20 protein-coding genes are annotated in these 20,428 nt (G+C 73.8%); 10 read left to right on the top strand and 10 right to left on the bottom strand.

Annotated elements, in window-relative coordinates; translation table 11 throughout:
- The first annotated feature begins 85 nt into the window (after positions 1-85).
- The 4 genes from ACFWW8_RS13430 (at position 86) to ACFWW8_RS13415 (ending at position 4,266) form a co-directional block, all read left to right on the top strand.
- On the top strand, positions 86-1,276 hold the full coding sequence (locus ACFWW8_RS13430) for an amidohydrolase family protein (protein WP_386527687.1): 1,191 nt from the start codon (positions 86-88) through the stop codon (positions 1,274-1,276).
- The gene (locus ACFWW8_RS13425; protein ID WP_386527684.1) at positions 1,276-2,430 is read left to right on the top strand and encodes an acyl-CoA dehydrogenase; all 1,155 of its coding nucleotides are present in this window, start codon (positions 1,276-1,278) and stop codon (positions 2,428-2,430) included. The genes ACFWW8_RS13430 and ACFWW8_RS13425 overlap by 1 nt, the downstream gene beginning before the upstream one ends.
- 5 nt (positions 2,431-2,435) lie before the next feature.
- Entirely contained in the window at positions 2,436-3,416 is a 981-nt protein-coding gene (locus ACFWW8_RS13420; RefSeq protein WP_386527681.1) for an acyl-CoA dehydrogenase family protein, read from the top strand.
- 385 nt (positions 3,417-3,801) lie between these two features.
- Entirely contained in the window at positions 3,802-4,266 is a 465-nt protein-coding gene (locus ACFWW8_RS13415) for an ATP-binding protein (protein ID WP_386527678.1), read from the top strand.
- 167 nt (positions 4,267-4,433) lie between these two features.
- On the opposite strand, the gene ACFWW8_RS13410 is transcribed toward ACFWW8_RS13415, so the two are convergent.
- The 3 genes from ACFWW8_RS13410 to ACFWW8_RS13400 form a co-directional block, all read right to left on the bottom strand.
- A complete protein-coding gene (locus tag ACFWW8_RS13410) occupies positions 4,434-5,129 on the bottom strand; it encodes a hypothetical protein (RefSeq protein WP_383921539.1) in 696 nt (231 codons plus the stop codon).
- Positions 5,130-5,379: 250 nt separating this feature from the next.
- Positions 5,380-5,799 carry a hypothetical protein gene (locus tag ACFWW8_RS13405; protein ID WP_386527675.1) on the bottom strand — a complete coding sequence of 140 codons (420 nt, stop codon included), beginning with the start codon at positions 5,797-5,799 and terminating at the stop codon, positions 5,380-5,382.
- A gap of 118 nt (positions 5,800-5,917) precedes the next feature.
- Positions 5,918-6,844, bottom strand: a complete 927-nt coding sequence (locus ACFWW8_RS13400; RefSeq protein WP_386527672.1) for a cyclase family protein — start codon at positions 6,842-6,844, stop codon at positions 5,918-5,920.
- Between the two features lie 119 nt (positions 6,845-6,963).
- Here ACFWW8_RS13400 and ACFWW8_RS13395 point away from each other — a divergent pair, with 119 nt between their 5' ends.
- Genes ACFWW8_RS13395 through ACFWW8_RS13385 form a run of 3 tightly spaced genes read left to right on the top strand, consistent with a single transcriptional unit; the run spans position 6,964 to position 10,159 of the window.
- Positions 6,964-7,884 carry an SDR family oxidoreductase gene (locus ACFWW8_RS13395; RefSeq protein WP_386527669.1) on the top strand — a complete coding sequence of 307 codons (921 nt, stop codon included), beginning with the start codon at positions 6,964-6,966 and terminating at the stop codon, positions 7,882-7,884.
- A gap of 8 nt (positions 7,885-7,892) precedes the next feature.
- On the top strand, positions 7,893-9,095 hold the full coding sequence (locus ACFWW8_RS13390; protein ID WP_386527666.1) for an acyl-CoA dehydrogenase family protein: 1,203 nt from the start codon (positions 7,893-7,895) through the stop codon (positions 9,093-9,095).
- Complete coding sequence (locus ACFWW8_RS13385) at positions 9,092-10,159, top strand: Zn-dependent alcohol dehydrogenase (RefSeq protein ID WP_386527663.1); 1,068 nt, start codon at positions 9,092-9,094, stop codon at positions 10,157-10,159. Before ACFWW8_RS13390 ends, ACFWW8_RS13385 begins: the two co-directional genes overlap by 4 nt.
- 76 nt (positions 10,160-10,235) lie before the next feature.
- Here ACFWW8_RS13385 and ACFWW8_RS13380 read toward each other — a convergent pair whose 3' ends face one another.
- Together ACFWW8_RS13380 and ACFWW8_RS13375 are read right to left on the bottom strand one after the other, a co-directional pair.
- A complete protein-coding gene (locus tag ACFWW8_RS13380; protein WP_386527661.1) occupies positions 10,236-11,168 on the bottom strand; it encodes a D-alanyl-D-alanine carboxypeptidase family protein in 933 nt (310 codons plus the stop codon).
- Between the two features lie 160 nt (positions 11,169-11,328).
- Positions 11,329-11,991 carry a flavin reductase family protein gene (locus tag ACFWW8_RS13375; RefSeq protein ID WP_386528103.1) on the bottom strand — a complete coding sequence of 221 codons (663 nt, stop codon included), beginning with the start codon at positions 11,989-11,991 and terminating at the stop codon, positions 11,329-11,331.
- A gap of 334 nt (positions 11,992-12,325) precedes the next feature.
- Here ACFWW8_RS13375 and ACFWW8_RS13370 point away from each other — a divergent pair, with 334 nt between their 5' ends.
- On the top strand, positions 12,326-13,111 hold the full coding sequence (locus tag ACFWW8_RS13370; RefSeq protein ID WP_386527658.1) for a VOC family protein: 786 nt from the start codon (positions 12,326-12,328) through the stop codon (positions 13,109-13,111).
- Between the two features lie 41 nt (positions 13,112-13,152).
- On the opposite strand, the gene ACFWW8_RS13365 is transcribed toward ACFWW8_RS13370, so the two are convergent.
- The 3 genes from ACFWW8_RS13365 to ACFWW8_RS13355 form a co-directional block, all read right to left on the bottom strand.
- The gene (locus ACFWW8_RS13365) at positions 13,153-13,941 is read right to left on the bottom strand and encodes an enoyl-CoA hydratase/isomerase family protein (RefSeq protein ID WP_386527655.1); all 789 of its coding nucleotides are present in this window, start codon (positions 13,939-13,941) and stop codon (positions 13,153-13,155) included.
- Between the two features lie 43 nt (positions 13,942-13,984).
- On the bottom strand, positions 13,985-16,219 hold the full coding sequence (locus ACFWW8_RS13360; RefSeq protein ID WP_386527653.1) for an acetate--CoA ligase family protein: 2,235 nt from the start codon (positions 16,217-16,219) through the stop codon (positions 13,985-13,987).
- Between the two features lie 289 nt (positions 16,220-16,508).
- Positions 16,509-17,693, bottom strand: a complete 1,185-nt coding sequence (locus ACFWW8_RS13355; protein WP_386527650.1) for a flavin-containing monooxygenase — start codon at positions 17,691-17,693, stop codon at positions 16,509-16,511.
- Positions 17,694-17,957: 264 nt separating this feature from the next.
- Between ACFWW8_RS13355 and ACFWW8_RS13350 the strand changes: the two genes are divergently transcribed.
- Entirely contained in the window at positions 17,958-18,410 is a 453-nt protein-coding gene (locus ACFWW8_RS13350; protein WP_386528100.1) for a DoxX family membrane protein, read from the top strand.
- On the top strand, positions 18,407-18,826 hold the full coding sequence (locus tag ACFWW8_RS13345) for a Zn-ribbon domain-containing OB-fold protein (protein WP_386527647.1): 420 nt from the start codon (positions 18,407-18,409) through the stop codon (positions 18,824-18,826). The genes ACFWW8_RS13350 and ACFWW8_RS13345 overlap by 4 nt, the downstream gene beginning before the upstream one ends.
- Positions 18,827-18,946: 120 nt before the next feature.
- On the opposite strand, the gene ACFWW8_RS13340 is transcribed toward ACFWW8_RS13345, so the two are convergent.
- Positions 18,947-19,636, bottom strand: a complete 690-nt coding sequence (locus ACFWW8_RS13340) for a pyridoxal 5'-phosphate synthase (RefSeq protein ID WP_386527644.1) — start codon at positions 19,634-19,636, stop codon at positions 18,947-18,949.
- A gap of 9 nt (positions 19,637-19,645) precedes the next feature.
- Positions 19,646-20,152 (bottom strand): hypothetical protein, encoded by a 507-nt coding sequence (locus ACFWW8_RS13335; protein WP_386527641.1) that lies wholly within the window; start codon positions 20,150-20,152, stop codon positions 19,646-19,648.
- Between the last annotated feature and the right edge of the window lie 276 nt (positions 20,153-20,428).

Genomic DNA, 20,428 nt, shown 5'->3' with positions numbered 1-20,428 from the left:
CGGTGAGCGTAGAGCGCCGGCGCTTGTCGGTCCAGGGGTGGCGGGGCTAGCTTGTTTCTGACGATCCATCAGATTGGGGAGACCTGTGGAACTGCCTCGGATCATCAGCGTCGACGACCACGTGATCGAGCCCGCGCACCTGTTCGACGTCTGGCTGCCCGCCAAGTACCGCGACCGCGGCCCCAAGCCGCTCACCGCCGGCATCGGCGAGCTCCAGTACACGGGCGGCAAGTACGTCATCTCCATGGACCCCGACGGCCCGCCGACCGACTGGTGGATCTACGAGGACCTGAAGTTCCCGTACAAGCGCAACATCGCCGCCGTCGGCTTCGACCGCGACGACATGACCCTGGAGGGGATCACCCGCGAGGAGATGCGCCGCGGCTGCTGGGACCCCGCGGCGCGGCTGCTCGACATGGACCTCAACCACGTCGAGGCCTCGCTGTGCTTCCCGACCTTCCCGCGCTTCTGCGGGCAGACCTTCGCCGAGGCCCGCGACAAGGAGGTGGCGCTCGCCTGCGTGCGCGCCTACAACGACTGGATGGTCGAGGAGTGGTGCGGCGACAGCGGCGGCCGGCTGATCCCGCTGTGCATCATCCCGCTGTGGGACACCGACCTCGCGGTGGCCGAGATCCGGCGCAACGCGGCCCGCGGCGTGCGGGCCGTGACCTTCTCCGAGATACCGACCCACCTGGGGCTGCCGTCGATCCACTCCGGCTACTGGGATCCCTTCTTCGCCGTCTGCCAGGAGACCGGCACGGTGGTCAACATGCACATCGGGTCCAGCTCGCAGATGCCCGCCGCCTCCCCGGACGCGCCGCCCGCCGTCCAGGCCTCGCTCAGCTTCAACAACGCGATGGCCTCGATGATGGACTTCCTGTTCAGCGGCGTGCTGGTGAAGTTCCCGGCGCTCAAGCTCGCCTACAGCGAGGGCCAGATGGGCTGGATCCCGTACGCCCTGGAGCGCGCCGACGACGTCTGGCAGGAGCACCGGGCCTGGGGCGGGGTCCGCGACCTGATCCCCGAGCCCCCGTCCACGTACTACTACCGGCAGATGTTCTGCTGCTTCTTCCGCGACAAGCACGGGATCGCCTCGCTGGACGTGGTCGGCCGCGACAACGCCACCTTCGAGACCGACTACCCGCACGTCGACTCGACCTTCCCGCACACCAAGGAGGTCGCCCTCGACCACGTGAAGGGCCTCGACGAGGAGACCGTCTACAAGCTGATGCGCGGCAACGCCATCCGCATGCTCGGCCTCGACCTGGACCGCTGATGGACCTGACCTACACCGAGGAGGAGCAGGAGTTCCGGGCCCGGCTGCGCGCCTGGCTCGCCGTCGTGCTGCCCCGGCTGCCCGCCAAGCCGTCCCCCGACGACTGGCCGGGCCGCCGCGCCTACGACGGCGGCTGGCAGCGCCGGTTGCACGACGCCGGGTACGCGGGCCTGCACTGGCCGCTCGACGCCGGGGGCCGCGGGGCCACCCCGACCCAGCACCTGATCTTCCTGGAGGAGACCGAGCGGGCGGGCGCCCCGTACGTCGGCGCGAACTTCGTCGGCCTGCTCCACGCCGGCCCGACCATCGCCGCCGAGGGCACGGCGGAGCAGCGGGCGCGCTGGCTGCCGCCGGTGCTGCGGGGCGACGAGGTGTGGTGCCAGGGGTTCAGCGAACCGGACGCGGGCTCCGACCTGGCGTCCCTGCGGACGCGCGCGGTCCGGGACGGCGACGCGTACGTGGTCACCGGCTCGAAGGTGTGGACCTCGCACGCGGAGGTGGCCGACTGGTGCGAGCTGCTGGTGCGCACGGACCCGGACGCCCCCAGGCACCGGGGGATCTCCTGGCTCGCCATGCCGATGGACGCGCCCGGGGTGACGGTACGGCCGCTGCGGACGCTGGCCGGGTCCACCGAGTTCGCGGAGGTGTTCCTCGACGAGGTGCGGGTCCCCGTCGCCAACCGGGTCGGCGCCGAGAACGACGGCTGGCGGGTCACCATGGTCACGCTCTCCTTCGAGCGGGGCACCGCCTTCGTGGGCGAGGTCGTCGCCTGCCGCCGGACCCTGGGCGAGCTGGCCCGCAGGGCCAGGGCGAACGGCAGCTGGGACGACCCGGTGCTGCGGCGCAGGATGGGCCGGCTGTACGGGGAGTTCGGCGCGCTGTGGCGGCTCACGCAGTGGAACGTCAGCGAGGCGCAGTGCTCCGGCGGGGTCCCCGGCACCGGCGGCTCCGTCTTCAAGCTGGCGTACTCGCACGCCCGGCAGGAGCTGTACGACACGGCCGCGCAGGTGCTCGGGGCCGGGTCCCTCGTCCTGGACGAGGAGTGGACGCTGGACCGCCTCTCGTCGCTCTCGTACACGATCGCGGCGGGCACCTCGCAGATCCAGCGGAACATCGTCGCCGAGCGCATCCTCGGCCTTCCGAAGGGCCGGTGAGGGGCGTGCACTTCCAGCCGACCGAGGACCAGGAGGCCCTGCGCGCGGGCGTGCGCGACCTCCTGGCGGGGCGGTACGGGCGCGAGGCGCTGCGGGCGTCGGTGGACGGCGCGGCCGGGGGCGGTCCGCCGGGCGCGGGGCCGGGCGGGGCGGGTCCGGCCGGCGGGCCGGTGGTGGACCGGGGGCTGTGGCGGGAGCTGGGCGGGGCCGGGTTCTTCGCGCTGCGGCTCCCGGAGGCCGAGGGCGGGGTCGGGCTCGGGCTGCCGGAGGCGGTGCTCGCCTTCGAGGAGGCCGGGCGGGTCCTGCTGCCGGGGCCGCTGGTCGCCACGCACCTCGCCGCCGGGGTGGTCCCGGGGGCCGCGGCGGGGAAGGCCGTGGTCACCGCCTTCGACCTGGGCGGGGACCTGGTGGCGTACCTCGGGGAGGCGGACGCCGTCCTGGGGGCCGCCGGCGAGCCGGTGCCCGCCGGGGAACCGGTGCGCTCGGCGGACCCGCTGACCCCGCTGCACCGGGTGGCGGGGTACGGGGGCGGCGGCGCGTACGGGGGCGGCGGCGTCTCGGAGTACCGCGCGACGGGGGCGCTGCTGACGGCCGCGCTCCAGGTCGGGAGCGCGCTGCGGACGCTGGAGCTGGCGGTGCGGTACGCGGCGCAGCGGGAGCAGTTCGGCCAGCCGATCGGCGGGTTCCAGGCGGTCAAGCACCTGTGTGCGGGGATGCTGGTCCGGGCGGAGGTGGCCCGTACGGCGCTCTACGCGGCGGCGGTGACGGCGGACCCCGGGGAGATCGCGGCGGCCAAGCTCCTCGCTGACCGGGCGGCGGTCGAGGGCGCCCGGGACTGCCTGCAGGTGTACGGCGGGATGGGTTTCACCTGGGAGGCGGACGTGCACCTGCACCTGAAACGGGCGTGGGTGCGGGCCGAGCAGTGGCGCACCGCGGCCCAGGCGGAGGAACTGCTGGCGGAGGAGCTGCTGGCGTCGGGGCCGTAGCGTGCCGTGACGGAACGGCGCACGGAAAGCGCCGGGAGTACACGGTGAGTGCGCGGGGCAGGCGCGGGACGATGAAGGAAGGAACGGGAGAGACGGGGTGGGACGCATGTCCGATTACAGAGAGTTGATATCGGTTTGTGTCCTTCGCCCGACTCGTTACGGCCCGGAGTCGGGGGCCTGCTCCGGTACGCTCCCACGAATGCGAGCGGTAAAGCGCCGAGGGCGTCGCACAGTATGCACCACGCTTACTCCTTCGCGCGGGAATATGCCCGAAGCGCTTGTTGTGGTGACTGTACGTCAACCATGCTGCTCCGCAAGGGGATCACACTGGGTGATCCCGTCCTGTCGCGAGGCGAAGTGTCCGCCGGTTCGGATGGTGTGAGCGGTGCAGGTGCTTCAGGTTCAGCTGGAGGTAGGACCCGATCCCGCCGAGGTCGGCCGGGCCCGCCGGTGGGCCCGCTCCCGACTCGCGGGCTCGGGCATAGGGGACGACGAACCGCTCGCCGAGACGCTGATCCTGCTGATCTCCGAGCTGGTGACGAACGCGGTCGTGCACACGGGCTGTCCGGCCGTGCTGCGGATGCTCTTCGGGGAACCGGGAGTGCGGGTCGAGGTCGCGGACGCGAGCGACCGGGCCCCGGCACCCCGGCAGGCCGCCGGGGACGACACGGGCGGGCGGGGCCTGGAACTGGTGGACGGCCTGGCGGACCGCTGGGGCTGGCAGCGCGAGGGCGCGGGCAAACGGATCTGGTGCGAGATCGACCGCGCGGAGAAGGCGGCGGGGGACTGCGCCTCGGACGGACCGCCGAAACATCACCCCTCCGGGCGGGAACCGCGCGTGTACCTCTAACGAGGTGTTGACGATCCGTCACATGGTGATCACCCTGGTGGGGAGCGATTCGACGCGAGGGGACGCCAAGGGCACGCCTTGACGAGTGCGGATCGCGGGGTGGCGGCTGCCGTGCCGCGCTCGGGGCGTGCACGCGCGCCGCCGCCACCCGCAGTCCTCCGAACGGCTCAGCCGTCGGTGCAGATGACGTCGTACGGGCGGCCGATCCCCATGGTCAGCTTGATGGGGTCCGTGGTGCCGGAGGGGCACTCGGACTGTTCCTTGACGAGGCCGAGGACCTTCTGGGCGCCGGAGCCGCCGCAGGCGACCTCCTTGGCCTGGGAGGTCACGCAGTCTCCCTTGACCAGCTGGCCGCCGCCGGCCCCCGCGTCGCCGGGGTGGTCGTTGGACAGGTTGCGGCCGCAGACGGTGTTGGTGGGGATGCCGCTGGACTTGCCGCCGCCGTAGGAGATGCTCACCTGGATCATCAGGTCGGTGCCGGGCGGGCACTGGATCGAGCCGGGGAGGATGCTGGCCTCCTTGATGTCGATGGCCTTGAAGGAGGCGCCGGAGGCGGAGCAGTCCTGGCGCTTGTACCCGTCGGGGGCCTTGGCCGGGTCGGGCCCGCCGCAGTCGCCGACCTTCCACGCGCTGGAGGTGTCGGAGGAGGACTCGGGCGACCCGGGGTCCTTGGCGGTGGGCTTGGCGGACGGGGACGCCGGGGCGGAGGCGGATCCGGACGGCTTGCCGTCGTCCTCGCGGATCGTCTGCAGGGCGAAGTAGCCGCCGACGATGATCACGGCGAGGACGATGACGGTGGCGACGGTGCCGCCCGAGCGGCGCCGTGGGGCGGGCTGCGGCGGTGTCTGGTACGGGTTGGTCATCGGGCTTCTCCTGCGGGGACGGGGTGGGACGGGGTGGGACGGGGTGGGACGGGGTGGGACGGGTGACGCCCGTACGGGGACGCGTCATGTCCACCTCATGGTTCCCACCGGGTGCGGCCCGCGAGCGTCCGGGGTGCTCGCACCGTCGGGCGTGGTCACCGAGGACATCCGGTCCCCCGCGCCTCACGCGTGGCGCGGCGTGCACGTCCGCCGGCGCGGGGTGGGGAGGGCCCGCGCCGGGGACGGGGGGTCAGGCGACCGGCTGGGCCGTGAGGATGGTGAGGACCTGGTCCATCTCCGCGCGCCAGATGCGGTGGACGTTCATGCGCGTCGGCTTCGGGGTGTTCGGGAGCTGGAGGCGGAAGTAGCTCCAGAGGGTGTTCCGGTTGATGTCCGATACCAGGCCGGCCGCCTCGCCCGCGGGGATGGCGAAGGCTATCTCCTGCGGGCGGTTGCTCCACCGGCTGGCCTTGTGGACCACGACGGCCTGCTCGGTGACGGTGACGAAGTAGTACGTGAGGAAGGCCTGGCCGATGAGGCCGAGCATGGACATCAGCCACACGCTGGGACCGGCGATGACCTGGACGGTGACCACGGGGCGGTCGGCCGGGTTGATCTGGGCGATGGCTTCCGCCACCTGCTGCTGCATGGTGGCCTTCTTGACGGCCATGGGGGACTCCTGAGCGGTACCGCGAGGCCCCCGGCGGTCGGGGGCACCGCAGGGTACCGGCCCGTGCCGGGGCCCGCCGGGGCGGGCCGGCGTACGGGCGGAGGGTCGGCGGGGCGGGTCAGAGGACGGCCACCGGGGCCACCGGGGTGCCGACCGCGCCGACGAAGGGCTCGGGCATCGCGGAGAGCAGGAACGCGTACCGGCCCTCTTCTGCACAGGCTGTGGACAACTTTTCGAGATTCCAGTTCTGGCCCTGGTGCATGCCCATCTCGACCAGGTCGAGCGCGTGGACGGGGAGCCAGAGGTCCTCGTTCTCCGGGGGGAAGATCTCGAAGGTCAGGGTGTCGTTCGCGACGGCCGCCACGTCCCGGGCGTGGAACCACTCCGGGGTGCGGATCGACAGGCCCGGGGAGGGGAAACCGTACCCGTGCCTGTCGCCCGCCAGGTAGACCTGGACCTGGCCGGTGCGGACCAGGACGATGTCGCCCGCGCGGACGGTGACCCCGCCGAACTCCGCCGCCTCGGAGAGGTCTTCGGGCGTCACCGCGTGCCCGCCCGGGAGCCGGTCGAGGCCCTTCGCGCGGGCCACGTCCAGCAGCACCCCGCGCGAGACGACGGGCCCGGCCTTGTCGATGCCGCTGAACTCCGCGCGGCCGTGCGCGGTGATCGAGGAGGCCGGACGGCCGTTGTAGATCCGGCCCGAGTGGGACACGTGGGTGAGGGCGTCCCAGTGGGTGCCCGCCTGGAGGCCCATCGTCACCGCGTCGTCGCTGCAGGCCACCGTGCCGGGGCCGAAGATCTCCTGGTTGATCTGCACCATCGTGTGATGGGGGTTGATCCGGCCGGGGATCATGCCGACCTGTACGCCGTCCTCCTTCAGCGGCAGTGCCAGCGGGACGCGGCGGCCGGTGCGTATCTCGCCCGCGGCGGCCCGGACCACCTCGTCGGTGACGAGGTTCAGGGTGCCGATCTCGTCGTCGGCGCCCCAGCGGCCCCAGTTGTTGACGCGCTTGGCGATGTCGTGGAACTCGGGGGGCAGGGACATGGACCTCATCAGCTCCTTGCGAAGGCGGTGAACGCGGACCCCGACTGGGGCTTGTGCGGGGGCATCCGGCTGCCCATAGAATCTAACGGTCCGTCAGAAATCGCGGGAAGGGGCCGGACGTGGGGAACTTCTTGGCAGGCAGGACCGTCGCCGTCACCGGCGCCGGCCGGGGCATCGGGCGGGCCGTGGCACTCGCCGCGGCCGCCGAGGGCGCCAAGGTCGTCGTCAACGACTACGGGGTGGGGATCGGGGGCGGCGAGCCCGCCAGCGAGATCGCCGAGGGCGTCGTGAAGGAGATCGCCGCCGCGGGCGGGGAGGCCGTGGCCGTCGCCGACGACGTCTCCACCATGGCGGGCGGCCAGCGCGTCGTCGACACCGCGCTCGCCCGGTACGGGCGCCTCGACGGCGTCGTGTGCGTCGCCGGGATCCTGCGCGAGCGGATGCTCTTCAACATGTCCGAGGAGGAGTGGGACCCGGTGGTCGCCACCCACCTCAAGGGCACCTTCACCGTCTTCCGCGCCGCCTCCGCCGTCATGCGACGGCAGGGCTCGGGCACCCTGATCGGCTTCACCAGCGGCAACCACCAGGGCTCCGTCGCCCAGGCGAACTACAGCGCCGCCAAGGGCGGGATCATCTCGCTCGTCCGCTCCGCCGCCCTCGGGCTCGCCAAGTACGGGGTCACGGCCAACGCGGTCGCGCCCGTCGCCCGTACCCGCATGTCGGCGAACGTCCCCATGGAGCTCAAGGAGATCGGCGAGCCCGAGGACGTCGCCGCGCTCGTGACGTACCTGCTCAGCGACCGGGCCGTGGCCACCGGCGGCGAGCGGATCACCGGGCAGGTCTACACGATCGCCGGCCCGAAGATCGCCGTCTGGGCGCAGCCGCGCGAGCTGCGCGCCGGGTACGCCGAGGGCTCCTGGACGCCGGGGAAGATCGCCGACTTCCTGCCCGGGACGGTCGGCACCGACCCGATGCCCATGCTGGCCCAGCTGGAGGCCATGGCCAGGGCGGCGGCCGCCAAGGACCGCCCCAACGCGTAGGGAGCGCGATGGACTTCAGCTTCGACACCGAGGACGAGGAGCTGCGCGCCCGGGCCCGGGCCTGGCTCGCCGAGCATCTGACGGGCCCGTACGCGGGCGCGGTGGGACTCGGCGGGCCGGGCAGCGAGCACGAGGGGGTCGCGGAACGGCGCGCGTGGGAGCGCGAGCTGGGCCGCGGCGGCTGGATCGGGCAGGGCTGGGACGCCCCGGCCGGGGCCTACGGGCAGCAGCGACTCTCCCTGACCGGGCAGGTGGTGTGGGCCGAGGAGTACGCGGCGCTGCGCGCCCCCGGCCGGGTCGGCCACATCGGGGAGAACCTCCTGGCGCCCACCCTCCTCGCCTACGGCTCCCGGGAGCAGCGGGACCGCTTCCTGCCGGCCATCGCGCGGGGCGAGGAGCTGTGGTGCCAGGGCTACAGCGAGCCGGGCGCCGGCTCCGACCTCGCGGGCGTCCGCACCGCGGCGGTGCGCGACACCGGCGACGGGCTGTACCGCGTCAGCGGGCAGAAGATCTGGACCTCCCTGGCGCAGGACGCCGACTGGTGCTTCGTCCTGGCCCGCACGGAGGCCGGCTCGCGCCGCCACCGGGGGCTGTCGTTCCTGCTCGTACGGATGGACCAGCCCGGCCGCGTCGAGGTCCGGCCGATCCGGCAGCTGTCGGGGACCTCGGAGTTCAACGAGGTGTTCTTCGACGGGGCCGTGGCGGCGGAGCTGGTCGGCGGCGAAGGCGACGGCTGGACGGTGGCCATGGGGCTGCTCGCCCTGGAACGGGGCGTGTCGACGCTGGTCCAGCAGATCGGGTTCGCCGCCGAGCTGGAGCGGGTCGTGGCCGCGTACGCCGCCTCCGCGCAGGCCGGGGACCCGGTCCTGCGCGAGCGCCTCGTACGGCAGTGGGCCGAGCTGCGCGCCATGCGGTGGAACGCGCTGCGCACCCTGGGCGCCGAGGGCGGGCCGGGGGCGCCGAGCGTGGCGAAGCTGCTGTGGGGCGGCTGGCACCGGCGGCTCGGGGAGCTGGCGGTGGCGGTGCGCGGCGCGGCGGCCGCGGCGGGCCCGGGGGCCTGGGCGCCCGGGGTGCCGTACGAGCTCGGGCTCGACGAGGGGCAGCGCCTGTTCCTGTTCACGCGGGCCGACACCATCTACGGCGGCTCGGACGAGATCCAGCGGAACATCATCGCCGAGCGCGTGCTCGGCCTGCCTAAGGAGTCCAGGTGAGAGGCGTCGTGTTCGACGGCAAGCAGGCCCGGGTGGTCGACGACCTGGAGATACGCGATCCCGGGCCGGGGGAGGTGCTCGTCGCGATCGCGGCGGCCGGGCTCTGCCACAGCGACCTGTCGGTGATCGACGGGACCATTCCGTTCCCGCCGCCGGTGGTCCTGGGGCACGAGGGCGCGGGTGTCGTCGAGGCGGTCGGCGCGGGCGTCGCGCACGTGGTGCCGGGCGACCACGTGGCCCTGTCCACCCTGGCCAACTGCGGGGCGTGCGCGGATTGCGACCGGGGGCGGCCCACGATGTGCCGCAAGGCCATCGGGATGCCGGGACAGCCCTTCTCGCGGGGCGGGCGGCCGCTGTTCCAGTTCGCCTCGAACTCCGCGTTCGCGGAGCGCACCCTGGTCCGGGCCGTGCAGGCCGTCAAGATCCCCGACGACATCCCGCTGACGTCGGCGGCGCTGATCGGCTGCGGGGTGCTGACGGGTGTCGGCGCCGTGCTGAACCGGGCGAAGGTCGACCGCGGCGAGTCCGTGGTCGTCATCGGCACGGGCGGCATCGGGCTGAACGTCCTCCAGGGGGCCCGGATCGCGGGGGCCGCGACCGTCGTCGCGGTCGACGCGAACCCGGCGAAGGAGTCGGTGGCCCGGCGGTTCGGGGCCACCCACTTCATCGACGCCTCGGCCGTGCCCGACTCTTCGGCGGCGGTCCGGGAGGTCCTGCCGACCGGCGCGGACCACGTCTTCGAGTGCGTGGGGAACGTGAAGCTGATCCGCCAGGCGATCGATCTGCTCGACCGGCACGGGCAGGCGGTCCTGCTGGGGGTGCCCGGCTTCAAGGAGGAGGCGTCCTTCCTCGTCTCGTCGATGTACCTGGACAAGACGGTCATGGGCTGCCGGTACGGCTCCTCGCGCCCGCAGCGCGACATCGCCCTGTACGCCGAGCTCTACCGGCAGGGCAGGCTGCTGCTGGACGAACTCGTCACCGAGGTCTACCCGGTGGAGGACTTCGCGAAGGCCGCCGGCGACGCGCACCACGGGCGGGTGGCGCGCGGGGTGCTCACCTTCTGAGCCTCCCGGAAACGGCTCGGCTCCCCCGCCGACGGGTCTGAACCCGCCGGCGGGGGAGCCGTGCACCGCGTCACCGTCAGTCGAGGACGTCCGGGATCGGGTCGGTGTTGCTGCGCTGCAGTGCGGCGCCGGAGCCGGCGGCCGAACCGAGCGACCAGTCCATGAGCTTCATCGCGTCCGCGTAGCGCTCCTCGTCGTTCAGCAGGACGCCGATGACGGTCTTGCCGTTGCGGGTGCCGGAGAAGACGATGCACTTGCCCGCGGCCGTGCCGGTGCCGGTCTTGACGCCGATGGCGCCCGGGTAGGCGTAGCCGGTGGGACGCTCACGGATCAGCAGGTTGCTGTTGCCCCAGGTGGCGTCGGTGGAGGTGCCGCCGCTGCTGTAGGTCGTGGCCTTCACGAGCTGCGGGAAGACCTTGCCCTTCATGGCGTACCTGGTGAGCTTCGCCAGGTCGCGCGGGGTCGTCAGGTTGTTGCCGGTCGGCGAGATGCCGTCGAAGGAGTCGTACGTGGTCTTGGTCATGCCGAGCGACTTGGCCTTGGCGTTCATCTGCGCGATGAAGTCCGCCGTGCGGGCCGAGGTGGTCTCGCCCTTGCCGAAGGTGTCCGCGAGCGCGTAGGCGGCGTCGCAGCCCGACGGCAGCATCAGCCCGTACAGCAGCTGGCGGACCGTCGGGGTGGCGCCCACCTTCAGACGGGCCGTGCTCGCGCCCTCGCGGACGACGTAGTCCGCGTACTCCTGCTTGATGGTGACCTTCTTGTTGAGGTCCACACCGGAGGTCCTGAGCACGATCTGGGCGGTCATGATCTTCGTGGTGCTCGCGCCCTGACGCCGGGTGTCGGCGGCCTTGCTGGTGAGCGTCGCCCCGGTGGAGCCGTCGATCAGGATCGCGCCGGCGGCCGTGGTGGGAGGTGCGGCGACCGGAGCCGCCGACGAAGCCGGCGAGGCGGCGACCAGGAGGGCCCCGGTGACCACCGTGACGGCGACCGCGCCGCGGGTGCGGCGCATGAGGTTCAGTATCAAGTCAAATCCCCGTGTATCCGAAGAATTTCCGAAGGGGCGGGACGTTGAGGTGTCCCTGCCCTCCCGGGAGCTTACGTAGCGGATGCCCGGAGGAACATCGGGCCCCGGGGACGAAGTCCTCCCGGGGCGCGGCCGGTCGGGCCGGTCAGTCGCTGAAGCGGCCGAACCGGCCCCTGTGGAAGAGCAGGGGATCGCCCTCCCCGGCGGCGCCCATGGCCTCGACGCGGCCCACGACGATCAGGTGGTCCCCGCCGGTGTGGACGGCGTGGATCCGGCAGTCGATCCAGGCGGGCACGGCGTCCAGCAGGGGCGACCCGGTGACGGGGGCGGGCGCGTGGGTGACTCCGGCGAACTTGTCGGCGCCGCTGACGGCGAAGGAGCGGCACAGCGCGCCCTGTTCGGCGCCGAGGATGTTCACGCAGAACACCCCGGCGCGGGCGATCCGGGGCCAGGTCGTCGACGTGCGGGCCACCATGAAGGTCACCAGCGGAGGGTCGAGGGAGAGCGAGGCGAAGGACTGGCAGGCGAAGCCGGCCGGACCGTCCCCGCTGCCGCTTCCGCCTTCGCTCCCGCTCGCGTCTCCGTCGCCGTCGACGGCCGGAGCCGTGATGACGGTGACCCCGCTGGCGAAGTTGCCGAGGACGGCACGGAACTCGGCGGGGCTCACGGGCGCGCGCTCGTCCGCCCCGACCGCGCGCAGTTCGGGGCGCGGGTGGGCGTCGACGGGCTCGGGCCCCGCGCCCGGCCCGGCCGGGGCCGAGGCGGGGGAGCCGACTGATCTGAGGTATCGGACGACGGTGGCCGCCATCCCTGCATGTCCCATCACACGGCCGATTGAAGCTGACGGACCGTCAGATGGGAAGGGGTGCGGGCCTCGCACCGCCACCGGGGTACGGGCGCCGTCGCCGTGGGTGGGCGCGTCCGGGGGCCGGCGGACCCGCCTGCCCCGCGCCCCGCGCCCGGGGGCCGGTCCGCCGGGAGCGCCGCGGCGGGGCGGCCCGCGGCAGGAGCCCGCTCCGCGCCCGCGGGCCGGCCGCCGTACGGGTGAACACCCCGGCCGGGTGGCGGCCCGTACGCCCGCGCCGGCGCGGGGCTGGGCATCGTGGCAGCGACCGCGTACCGCCGCACTCCCGGAGGACCCCATGCTCGGCACCGACTTCCGTACCGGATCGCCCAACTGGCTCGACCTCGGCAGCCCCGACGTCCCGGCGGCCGCCGCCTTCTACGGAGCCGTGTTCGGCTGGCGCTTCGCCCCCGCCGGCCCCGACACCGGCGGCTACGGCTTCTTCCAGCTCGACGGCAGGACCGTCGCCGCGATCGGGCCGCTCACCGAGGAGGGTGCCTCGTCCGCCTGGATGCTCCACTTCATGACCCCCGACGTCCGGGCCACCGCCGCGGCGGTGCGGGAGGGCGGCGGGACGGTCCGGATGGAGCCGATGGACGTCATGGGGGAGGGGTGGCTGGGGCAGTTCACCGATCCGCAGGGAGCCCAGTTCGCCTGCTGGCAGCCCGGCCGGACCGCGGGCTTCGACCTCGCCTCGGCCGACAACACGCTGGTCTGGGCGGAGCTCCACGTACCGGACCCGGTCGCGGACATCGGCTTCTACGCCGGGCTCTTCGGCTGGCGCCACGCCGAGATGGACGCGCCGGGCATGACGTACCGGGTGCTGAGCATCGCCGACGGGGACCAGGAGGACGGCTCCTTCGGCGGGGCCGCGCCGCTGGCGGACGGCGGCGCCGAGCAGGCGCGCTGGGTGCCGTACTTCAACGTCCCGGACGTCGACGCCACCACCGCGCTGGTGGAGCGCAACGGCGGGTCCGTGCTGATGCCGGGCGCGGACGTGCCCGAGGTCGGGCGGATCGCGTGGGCCGCCGACCCGGCGGGGGCCGTGTTCGCGCTGCTGAAGCCGGACCCCTCCCAGCGGTAGCGGCCCGGGGCGGGCCGGGGACCGGGGGCCGGGCCCCCGGTCTAACGGCCCCGGTACGTCGGCGTGCGGCGCTCCACGAAGGAGGCGACGCCCTCGTTCGCGTCGGCCGTCGTCATGGTGATCTCCTGAGCGGTGGCCTCGGCGGCCAGTGCGGCCGCCCGGTCACCGTCGAGGGAGGCGTTGACCAGCTGTTTGGTCAGGGCCAGGGCGCGCGTCGGGCCCTGGGCGAGGCGCTCCGCCCAGGCGCGGGCCGTCTTCTCCAGCTCGCCGGCCGGGACGACCTTGTTGACCAGGCCCAGCCGCTCGGCCTCGGCCGCCGGGACGGCGTCGCCGAAGAACATCAGCTCCTTGGCCTTCTGCGGCCCGATCAGACGGGGCAGCAGGTACGCGCCGCCGCCGTCGGGGACCAGGCCGCGGCGGACGAACACCTCGATGAATCGGGCCGGTTCGGCGGCGATCACCAGGTCGCATGCGAGCGCGAGGTGGGCGCCGATGCCGGCGGCGGTGCCGTTGACGGCGGCGATGACGGGCTTCTCGCAGTCGAGGACCGCCGTGATCAGGCGCTGCGCCCCGAGCCGGATCATGCGGGCCACGTCACCGGCGACGTGCTCGCCGGCGGCCGGGGCGCCGCGGAGGTCGGCTCCGGCGCAGAACCCCTTGCCGGTGGCGGTGAGGACGACGGCGCGCACGCCGGGGTCGGCGGAGGCCGCGCCGAGCAGCGTGATGACGCGCTCGCGCTGGTCCCGGGTGACGGCGTTCATGGCCTCGGGACGGTTGAGGGTGATCCAGGAGACGCCGTTCTCCGTGCGGTGCAGGATCTCTTGGGACATGGGTGACTTCCGTTCGGGGCCGGCGGGGCGGGTGGGCCGGGGGTCAGCGGCAGATGGCCAGGGCGTCCAGTGCCACCGCCCCCTGCCCGCGCGGGAGCACCATCAGCGGGTTGATGTCCAGCTCGGACAGGTCGTCTCCCAGCTCCAGGGCCATCCGCTGGATCCGCAGGATCACCTCCACCAGGGCGTCCACGTCGGCCGGCGGGGCGCCCCGGACCCCCTCCAGCAGGGCGTGCCCGCGCAGTTCCGTGAGCATGGCGCGGGCCTGGTCCTCGCCGAAGGGCGGGACGCGGACCGCCGCGTCGTGCAGGACCTCCACCAGGACCCCGCCGAGGCCGACGGTGACGGTGGGGCCGAACAGGTCGTCCTGGGTGACGCCGACGACCATCTCCACGCCGCGCTCGATCATCTGGCAGACGAGGATGCCGTCCAGGGGGACGTCCTCGTAGCGGGCGATGTCCGTCAGCTCCCGGTACGCGTCGCGGATCTGGCTCGCGGACGTCAGGGCGACCTTGACGAGGCCGAGCTCGGTCTTGTGGGCGAGCTGCGGGCCCGACGCCTTCATGACGACGGGGTACCCGACCAGCCCGGCGGCCCGGACGGCCGCCGCCGCGCTCGTCACGAGCTGCTCCCGCGGCACCCGGATCCCGTACGCCCGCAGCAACTGCTTCGCCGCGTGCTCGCTGAGCTGCTGGCCGGGGCGCATCAGGGCCTGGGCCTTGCGGAAGGAGGGGGAGGGGGTGCGGGGGGCCTCGTCGAAGGGGGAGCGGTAGGCGGCGGTGAAGCGGTGGTGGCCGAGGTAGGCCCGTACGGCGGTGATGCAGTTGCCGAAGGTGCGGAAGGTGGCCACGCGGGAGGAGCCGAGGAGGGTGGTGCGGTAGGCGTCCTCGGTGCCGACGGGGGAGCCCCAGATCACGCAGACGAGCTTGTCGGTGGCCTCGGCGGCGTCCACCAGGTCCTGGGCGAGCCGGTCGCTCATCGGCGGGAAGGGGCCGGTGATCGGACAGATCAGCACGCCGACGGCCGGGTCGGCGAGGATCGCGTCGATGATCTTGCGGCCGCGCCAGTCGCCGACCGGGTGGCCGCCGTTGTCGACGGGGTTGGCGACGTTCAGGTACTCCGGTATCCACTGGTGGAGCTCGTCCTGCTTGGCCGGGGCGAGGGTGGGCAGCGTGAGGCCCGCCTCGGTGGCGAGGTCGGAGAAGTGGGCGCCGGTGCCGCCGGAGATGGAGTACACGACGACCCCGTCGGCCTGCGGTCGGCGGGCTCGGGCCAGCAGGGCGGCGGTGTCCTGGAGCTCGTCCAGGCCGTCGACGCGGATGACGCCGAACTGCCGCATGGCGGCGTCCACGACCGTGTCGGCGCCGGTCAGCTTCCCGGTGTGGGAGGCGGCCATCCGGGCGCCGGTCTCGGTGCGGCCGACCTTGACGGCGACGACGGGTACGCCGGCCCGCGCGGCCCGGTCCGCGGCGAGGAGGAAGGACCGGCCGTCCTTGAGGCCCTCGACGTAGCAGGCGATGGCTCCGACCTCGGGCTGCTCGGCGAAGTAGGAGATGAAGTCGGAGGTCTCCAGGTCCGCCTCGTTGCCGGTCGGCGCCCAGTGGGAGAGGCGGATGCCCAGCTCCTGGAGGGTGTAGACGGGGCGCCCCTGGTGGCCGGACTGGGTGATGAGGGCGATGGCGGGCCCGTCGAGGTCCTGGCGGAACTCCTCGAAGGCGTTGAGGTTCGTGTTGGGGCCGAGCAGGCGCAGGCCCGAGCGCCGTACGGCGGCCGCCAGCCGGTCCTGGGCGGCGGCGCCCGCGTCGCCGGTCTCCGCGAAGCCGGAGGCGAAGGCGACGGCGAACCTCACTTTCGTCTCGGCCAGTTCCTCGATGACGGGGACCGGGTCGGCGACGAGGAGGACGGCGAGGTCCACCTGCTCGGGCAGGTCGGCCACGGAGGCGTGGCAGGGGAGGCCGAACACGGTCGTCCTGGTCGGGTGGACGGGATGGAGCCGGGCGCCGACGCGCTCCGCCCAGGCGATGAGCTGGCGGGTGATCCCGGTGTTCGGTCTGCCCTCGGCGTCCGAGGCGCCGACGACGGCCACCGACTCGGGCCGGAAGAACCGGTCCAGGTCGGGGACGTCGGAGTGCAGGGGCCGCCCGCTGACGTCCAGCGCGACCGCGTCCTCGGCGGACGGCGCCGCCGAGGAGTGGACGGCCGCCCTGGGGGTCTCCCCGCAGGCCTCGACACGTGCGCGGAAGTCGGTGGTGAGGGTGCCGTGAGTAGATCCAAGCATCGTTCCGCCCGCTCCTGCTCGATGAACCTCAATAACTGACGCGTAGTCAGATTACTGAACTGACGTGTCGTCAGGAACAGGCCTGCGCAGGAAAGTGGTGGAGGTGGTGTGTGGAACGGTGTCAGACGCCCTCGCGCCGGGTCCAGAGTGCGGTTCCGGCCGGGGCGCACGGTTCCGGCCGGGGGCGGGTCGGGGTGCGGTTCCGGCCGGGTCGCCGTCCGGTTCGGGGTGCGGTCGGTCGGGGTGCGGTCGCGGTCGCGGCCGGGGTGCGGTCGCGGTCGGGTGCCGGTCAGGTGCGCAGGTGCCGGGCCACGGCCTTGGCGATCCGGTCGGCGTCCAGGGCCATCTCCCGGAAGGCCCCGCTGATGGGGTTGGTGAACCCGGTGAAGTACAGGCCGGGCGCCCCGTCCGCCGTGCGTCCGCCGCTGGTACGGGGCCGGCCGTGCTCGTCGAGCACCCCCAGGTGGCCGACGGTGCCCTCCAGGGCGCGCCGGTAGCCGGTGGCCGCGACCACCGCGTCCGGGGCGATCCGCGAGCCGTCGGCGAGCACGACCTCGCCGCCGTCGAAGGAGTCCACGGCGGCGACCGGCTCGACCGCGCCCCGGCGGACCGCGTCGATCAGGCCGACGTCCTGCACGGGGATGGCCCCCTGCCGGACCCTGCTGTACAGGCCGGTGGAGGGGCGGGGGAGGCCGTGCGCCGACAGGTCCGGGACGGAGACCCGCGCGACGAGCGCGCCCAGCCGGTCGACGAGCCGGACGGGCAGCCGGCGTACGAGGATCCCCGTGCGCTGGGCCGGCCAGCCGGCGGTGGAGCGGCGCACGATGTGCGGGGCGGTGCGCACGGCGAGCCGCACGCGGGCGGCGCCGCCCTCGGCGAGGTCGACGGCTATCTCGGCGCCGGTGTTGCCCACGCCGACGACGAGCACGTCCTGCCCGGCGTACGGGGCGGGGTTGCGGTACTCGGCGGCATGCAGCAGCCGCCCGGTGTAGCCGTCCCGGCCGGGCCACTCGGGCAGGGCGGGGGTGTGGTTGAAGCCGGTGGCGACGACCACGGCCGCGGCCGTGAGCACCCGGCCTCCGCTGGCGTGCAGGGTCCAGCCGTCGTGGCCCCCGTCCTCGCCGGCGGCCGGTTCCACGCGGGTCACCTCGACGCCGGTGACCAGTTCCAGTTCGTGGAACTCGGCGTACTTCTCCAGGTACCGCACGACGTCGTCGCGCGCGACCCACCGTCCGAAGCGGCGCGGCATGGCCAGGCCCGGCAGGGCGGAGAGGCGGCGCGTGGTGTGCAGGCGGAGCCGGTCGTAATGGCCCCGCCAGGAGGAGCCGACCGCGTCGGACCTCTCGACGACGACGGTGCGGACCCCGCGGGCGCGCAGCGCGGCGGCGGCGGCGAGGCCGCCGGGGCCTGCGCCGATGACGTACACGGGGCGCGGCTGGGTGGTCATGTCGGGGGGTGTGGGGGGTCCGGGCATGAGGAGTGATCGTATCGCCACGCTGGGTTGATGGGTCTCGGACGAGGAGGGAATCGATTGCGGATCGATCACGGAAGGGGGTCCGGGGGCGGGCGGGGTGTGGCCGGGGTGCGGCCGGGGCCTTGCGGGAACGCTCCGGATCAGCTGAACTGACGTACCGTCAGATCTTACGTCGGCGGGGCCGGCGGGGCCGGCGTGCTCGTCGGGCTCGTCGGGCTCGTCGGGTTTGTCGTGCTCGTCGTGGTGGAGGGGTGGAGGCTGCCGATGCAGACCATCTGGCTCAGCGGGGCCGAATGGCTCGCCGTGCTCCGGATAGGCCTCGGCCTGTGGTGGCTGGAGAGCTGGCGACACAAGGACAAGAAGGGCTGGTTCGAGCGCGGGACCGGTATCGCGTGGGCCGCCGACGTCGCGGGCAAGCACCGCTGGGGGTTCGTCAAGGGCGGGTTCGAGAAGGTGGTGCGGCCGCGCCCGAAGGCGATGGCGTACCTCGTCGTCTACGCCGAACTCGCCCTGGGGCTGGGCCTGGTGTTCGGGTTCCTCACGCCGGTCGCCCTGGTCGGAGGCCTGCTGCTGAACCTGCTGTACCTGGTGCTGATGATCCACGACTGGGCCGAGCAGGGCCAGAACGCCATGATGGCGCTCATCTCCCTCGTCGCGCTGTTCGCCATGGGCTGGCAGGCCTGGTCCCTGGACGCCGCGCTCGGACTCTTCCTGTGACCGCCCGGTACGACCTTCCGGAGGCGGACGACTTCACCCGCCCCTACTGGGACGCGTCGGCCCGGGGGCGGCTGCTGCTGCGGCGCTGCGCGGACTGCGGACGGGCGCACCACTACCCGCGCGAGTTCTGCCCGTTCTGCTGGGCCGGGGAGGACCGGGTGGCGTGGGAGGCGGCGAGCGGCCGCGCGACCCTCTACACCTGGTCGGTGATCCACCGCAACGACCTCCCGCCGTTCGGGGAGCGCGTCCCGTACACGGCGGCCGTGGTCGACCTGGCGGAGGGGCCGCGCATGATGACGGAGGTCGTCGGCTGCGAGCCGGCGGACCTGGCGATCGGCATGCCGCTGACGGTGACCTTCCGCGAGGCGGCGGACGGAGTGGCGGTGGCGGTGTTCCGCCGGGCGGCGGCGGAGTAGACGGGGCGGGGACGGGGCCGGCGGGGGGCGGGGGCGGGGCGGCGGCCGGGGTCGTACGGCCACCCGTGCCCGTGCCGTGCCTGCGCCGAGCCCGTGCCGCTCCCGCCCCCCCCGTGGCCGTTACGGCCAGAGCAGGTCGCGGGTCCAGGTGCCGTCCGGGGTCTGGCGGTACCGGAGGCGGGTGTGGCGGCGGGCGGCGTCGCCCTGGAAGAACTCGACCTCGACGGGGGCCAGGACGTACCGGGTCCACGTGGGCGCCGGAGCGTCCGGTTCGGCCCCGGCCCGCTCCCAGGCGGCCTCCGACGCCCGCACCAGCTCCTCCGTCGAGCCGAGGACCTCGCTCTGCCGGCCGGTCAGCGCGGCGGCCAGCGCACCGCGCGAGCGGACCGCCAGATCGGCCCGGCTCTCCTGCGGGCCGCAGGCGGTGACCCGGCCCCGGAGGCGGATCTGGCGGGCCACGGCGGGCCAGTAGAACCCCAGCGCGGCCTCCGGGCAGCCGGCCAGCTGCTGGCCCTTCGTGCTGGTGGCGTGCGTGGCGAAGTGCCAGCCGCGGGCGTCGGCGTCGTGCAGCATCAGCGTCCGCACGTCGGGCCGGCCCTGCGCGTCGACCGTCGCCAGGCTCATCGTGTGCGGCTCCGGCTGCCCGGCCCTGGCGGCGTCCGTGAACCACGCGCGGAACAACGGCAGCGGCTCGGCCGGCGCCGTTGCGGGGTCGAACGCGGGGAGCGGGCCGTCCCACACGCGCAGGGAGTGCAGGGTGGTGCGGAACTCTGCGCCGCCGGTCTCTTCGCTGCCCGTCTCACCAGTCATTCCCCCAGGCTAGGGCGTCGTCCCCGCCGGGTCCTGCCGGGCCGGGCGGGCGCGTTGCCGTGCCCGGGAGAGCGTCGCCAGGGCCACCACGGTAAGAAGGGCCAGGGATGAGAAGGCCGCTGCCACAGTCCCCACAACCGCCGCGCCGCCGTCGACGTCGCTCTGGCGGGCGACCACCTGGGGATCGTCCGCCCGGTAGCGGACGGTGAGTCGTGTGCCGACCGGGGACTTTCCGCCGCCACTGCCCGCCGGGAGGGCGGCCACCACGGTGCGCCCGCCGGCCTCGAATTCGACCTCGCACCGGCCCAGGATGCACGAGCCGCCCGTGCGGAGCGTTGCGCGGGCCTGTACGCCGTCGTGGAGCGAGCGCAGGTGCCTGGCGTTGGGAAGCGCCACCATTCCCGCGTACGCGCCCAAGAGCAGAGCGAGCAGCGTGACGACGGACGCGCGTGACCTGAAGCCACCTCCGGCGGTGCCGGTCGTGCCGGTCGTTCGTGTGTGCGCTGAGCCGTCCATGGCTGCCGCCTTCCGTACCGGTTGGGGTGGAAGGGGGCGCGCCGCGTCGTGCGGGGGCGCCGGACTCGCTTCCGTACCGCTGGAAACGCTATGCGGTGCTCCGGTGCGGGCGCATGTGCCGATGTCGGCACCCCGGGGGCCGGGCCCGCTGCCCGCCGTCGGCAACGATGGGCGGCGGGCGGCGGGGGACAGTCGGGGCGCCCCGAATCGTCGCCGTAGGCACGGCCCTTGGTCACGGTTTGGCCGAAAAGCATCCGCTCCGAGCCTCCGTTCATA

The organism is Streptomyces sp. NPDC058701 (assembly GCF_042715295.1).
GTDB lineage: Bacteria > Actinomycetota > Actinomycetes > Streptomycetales > Streptomycetaceae > Streptomyces.
Note: the sequence above shows the minus strand (reverse complement) of the source record. Positions and strands in the feature narration are given on the sequence as shown.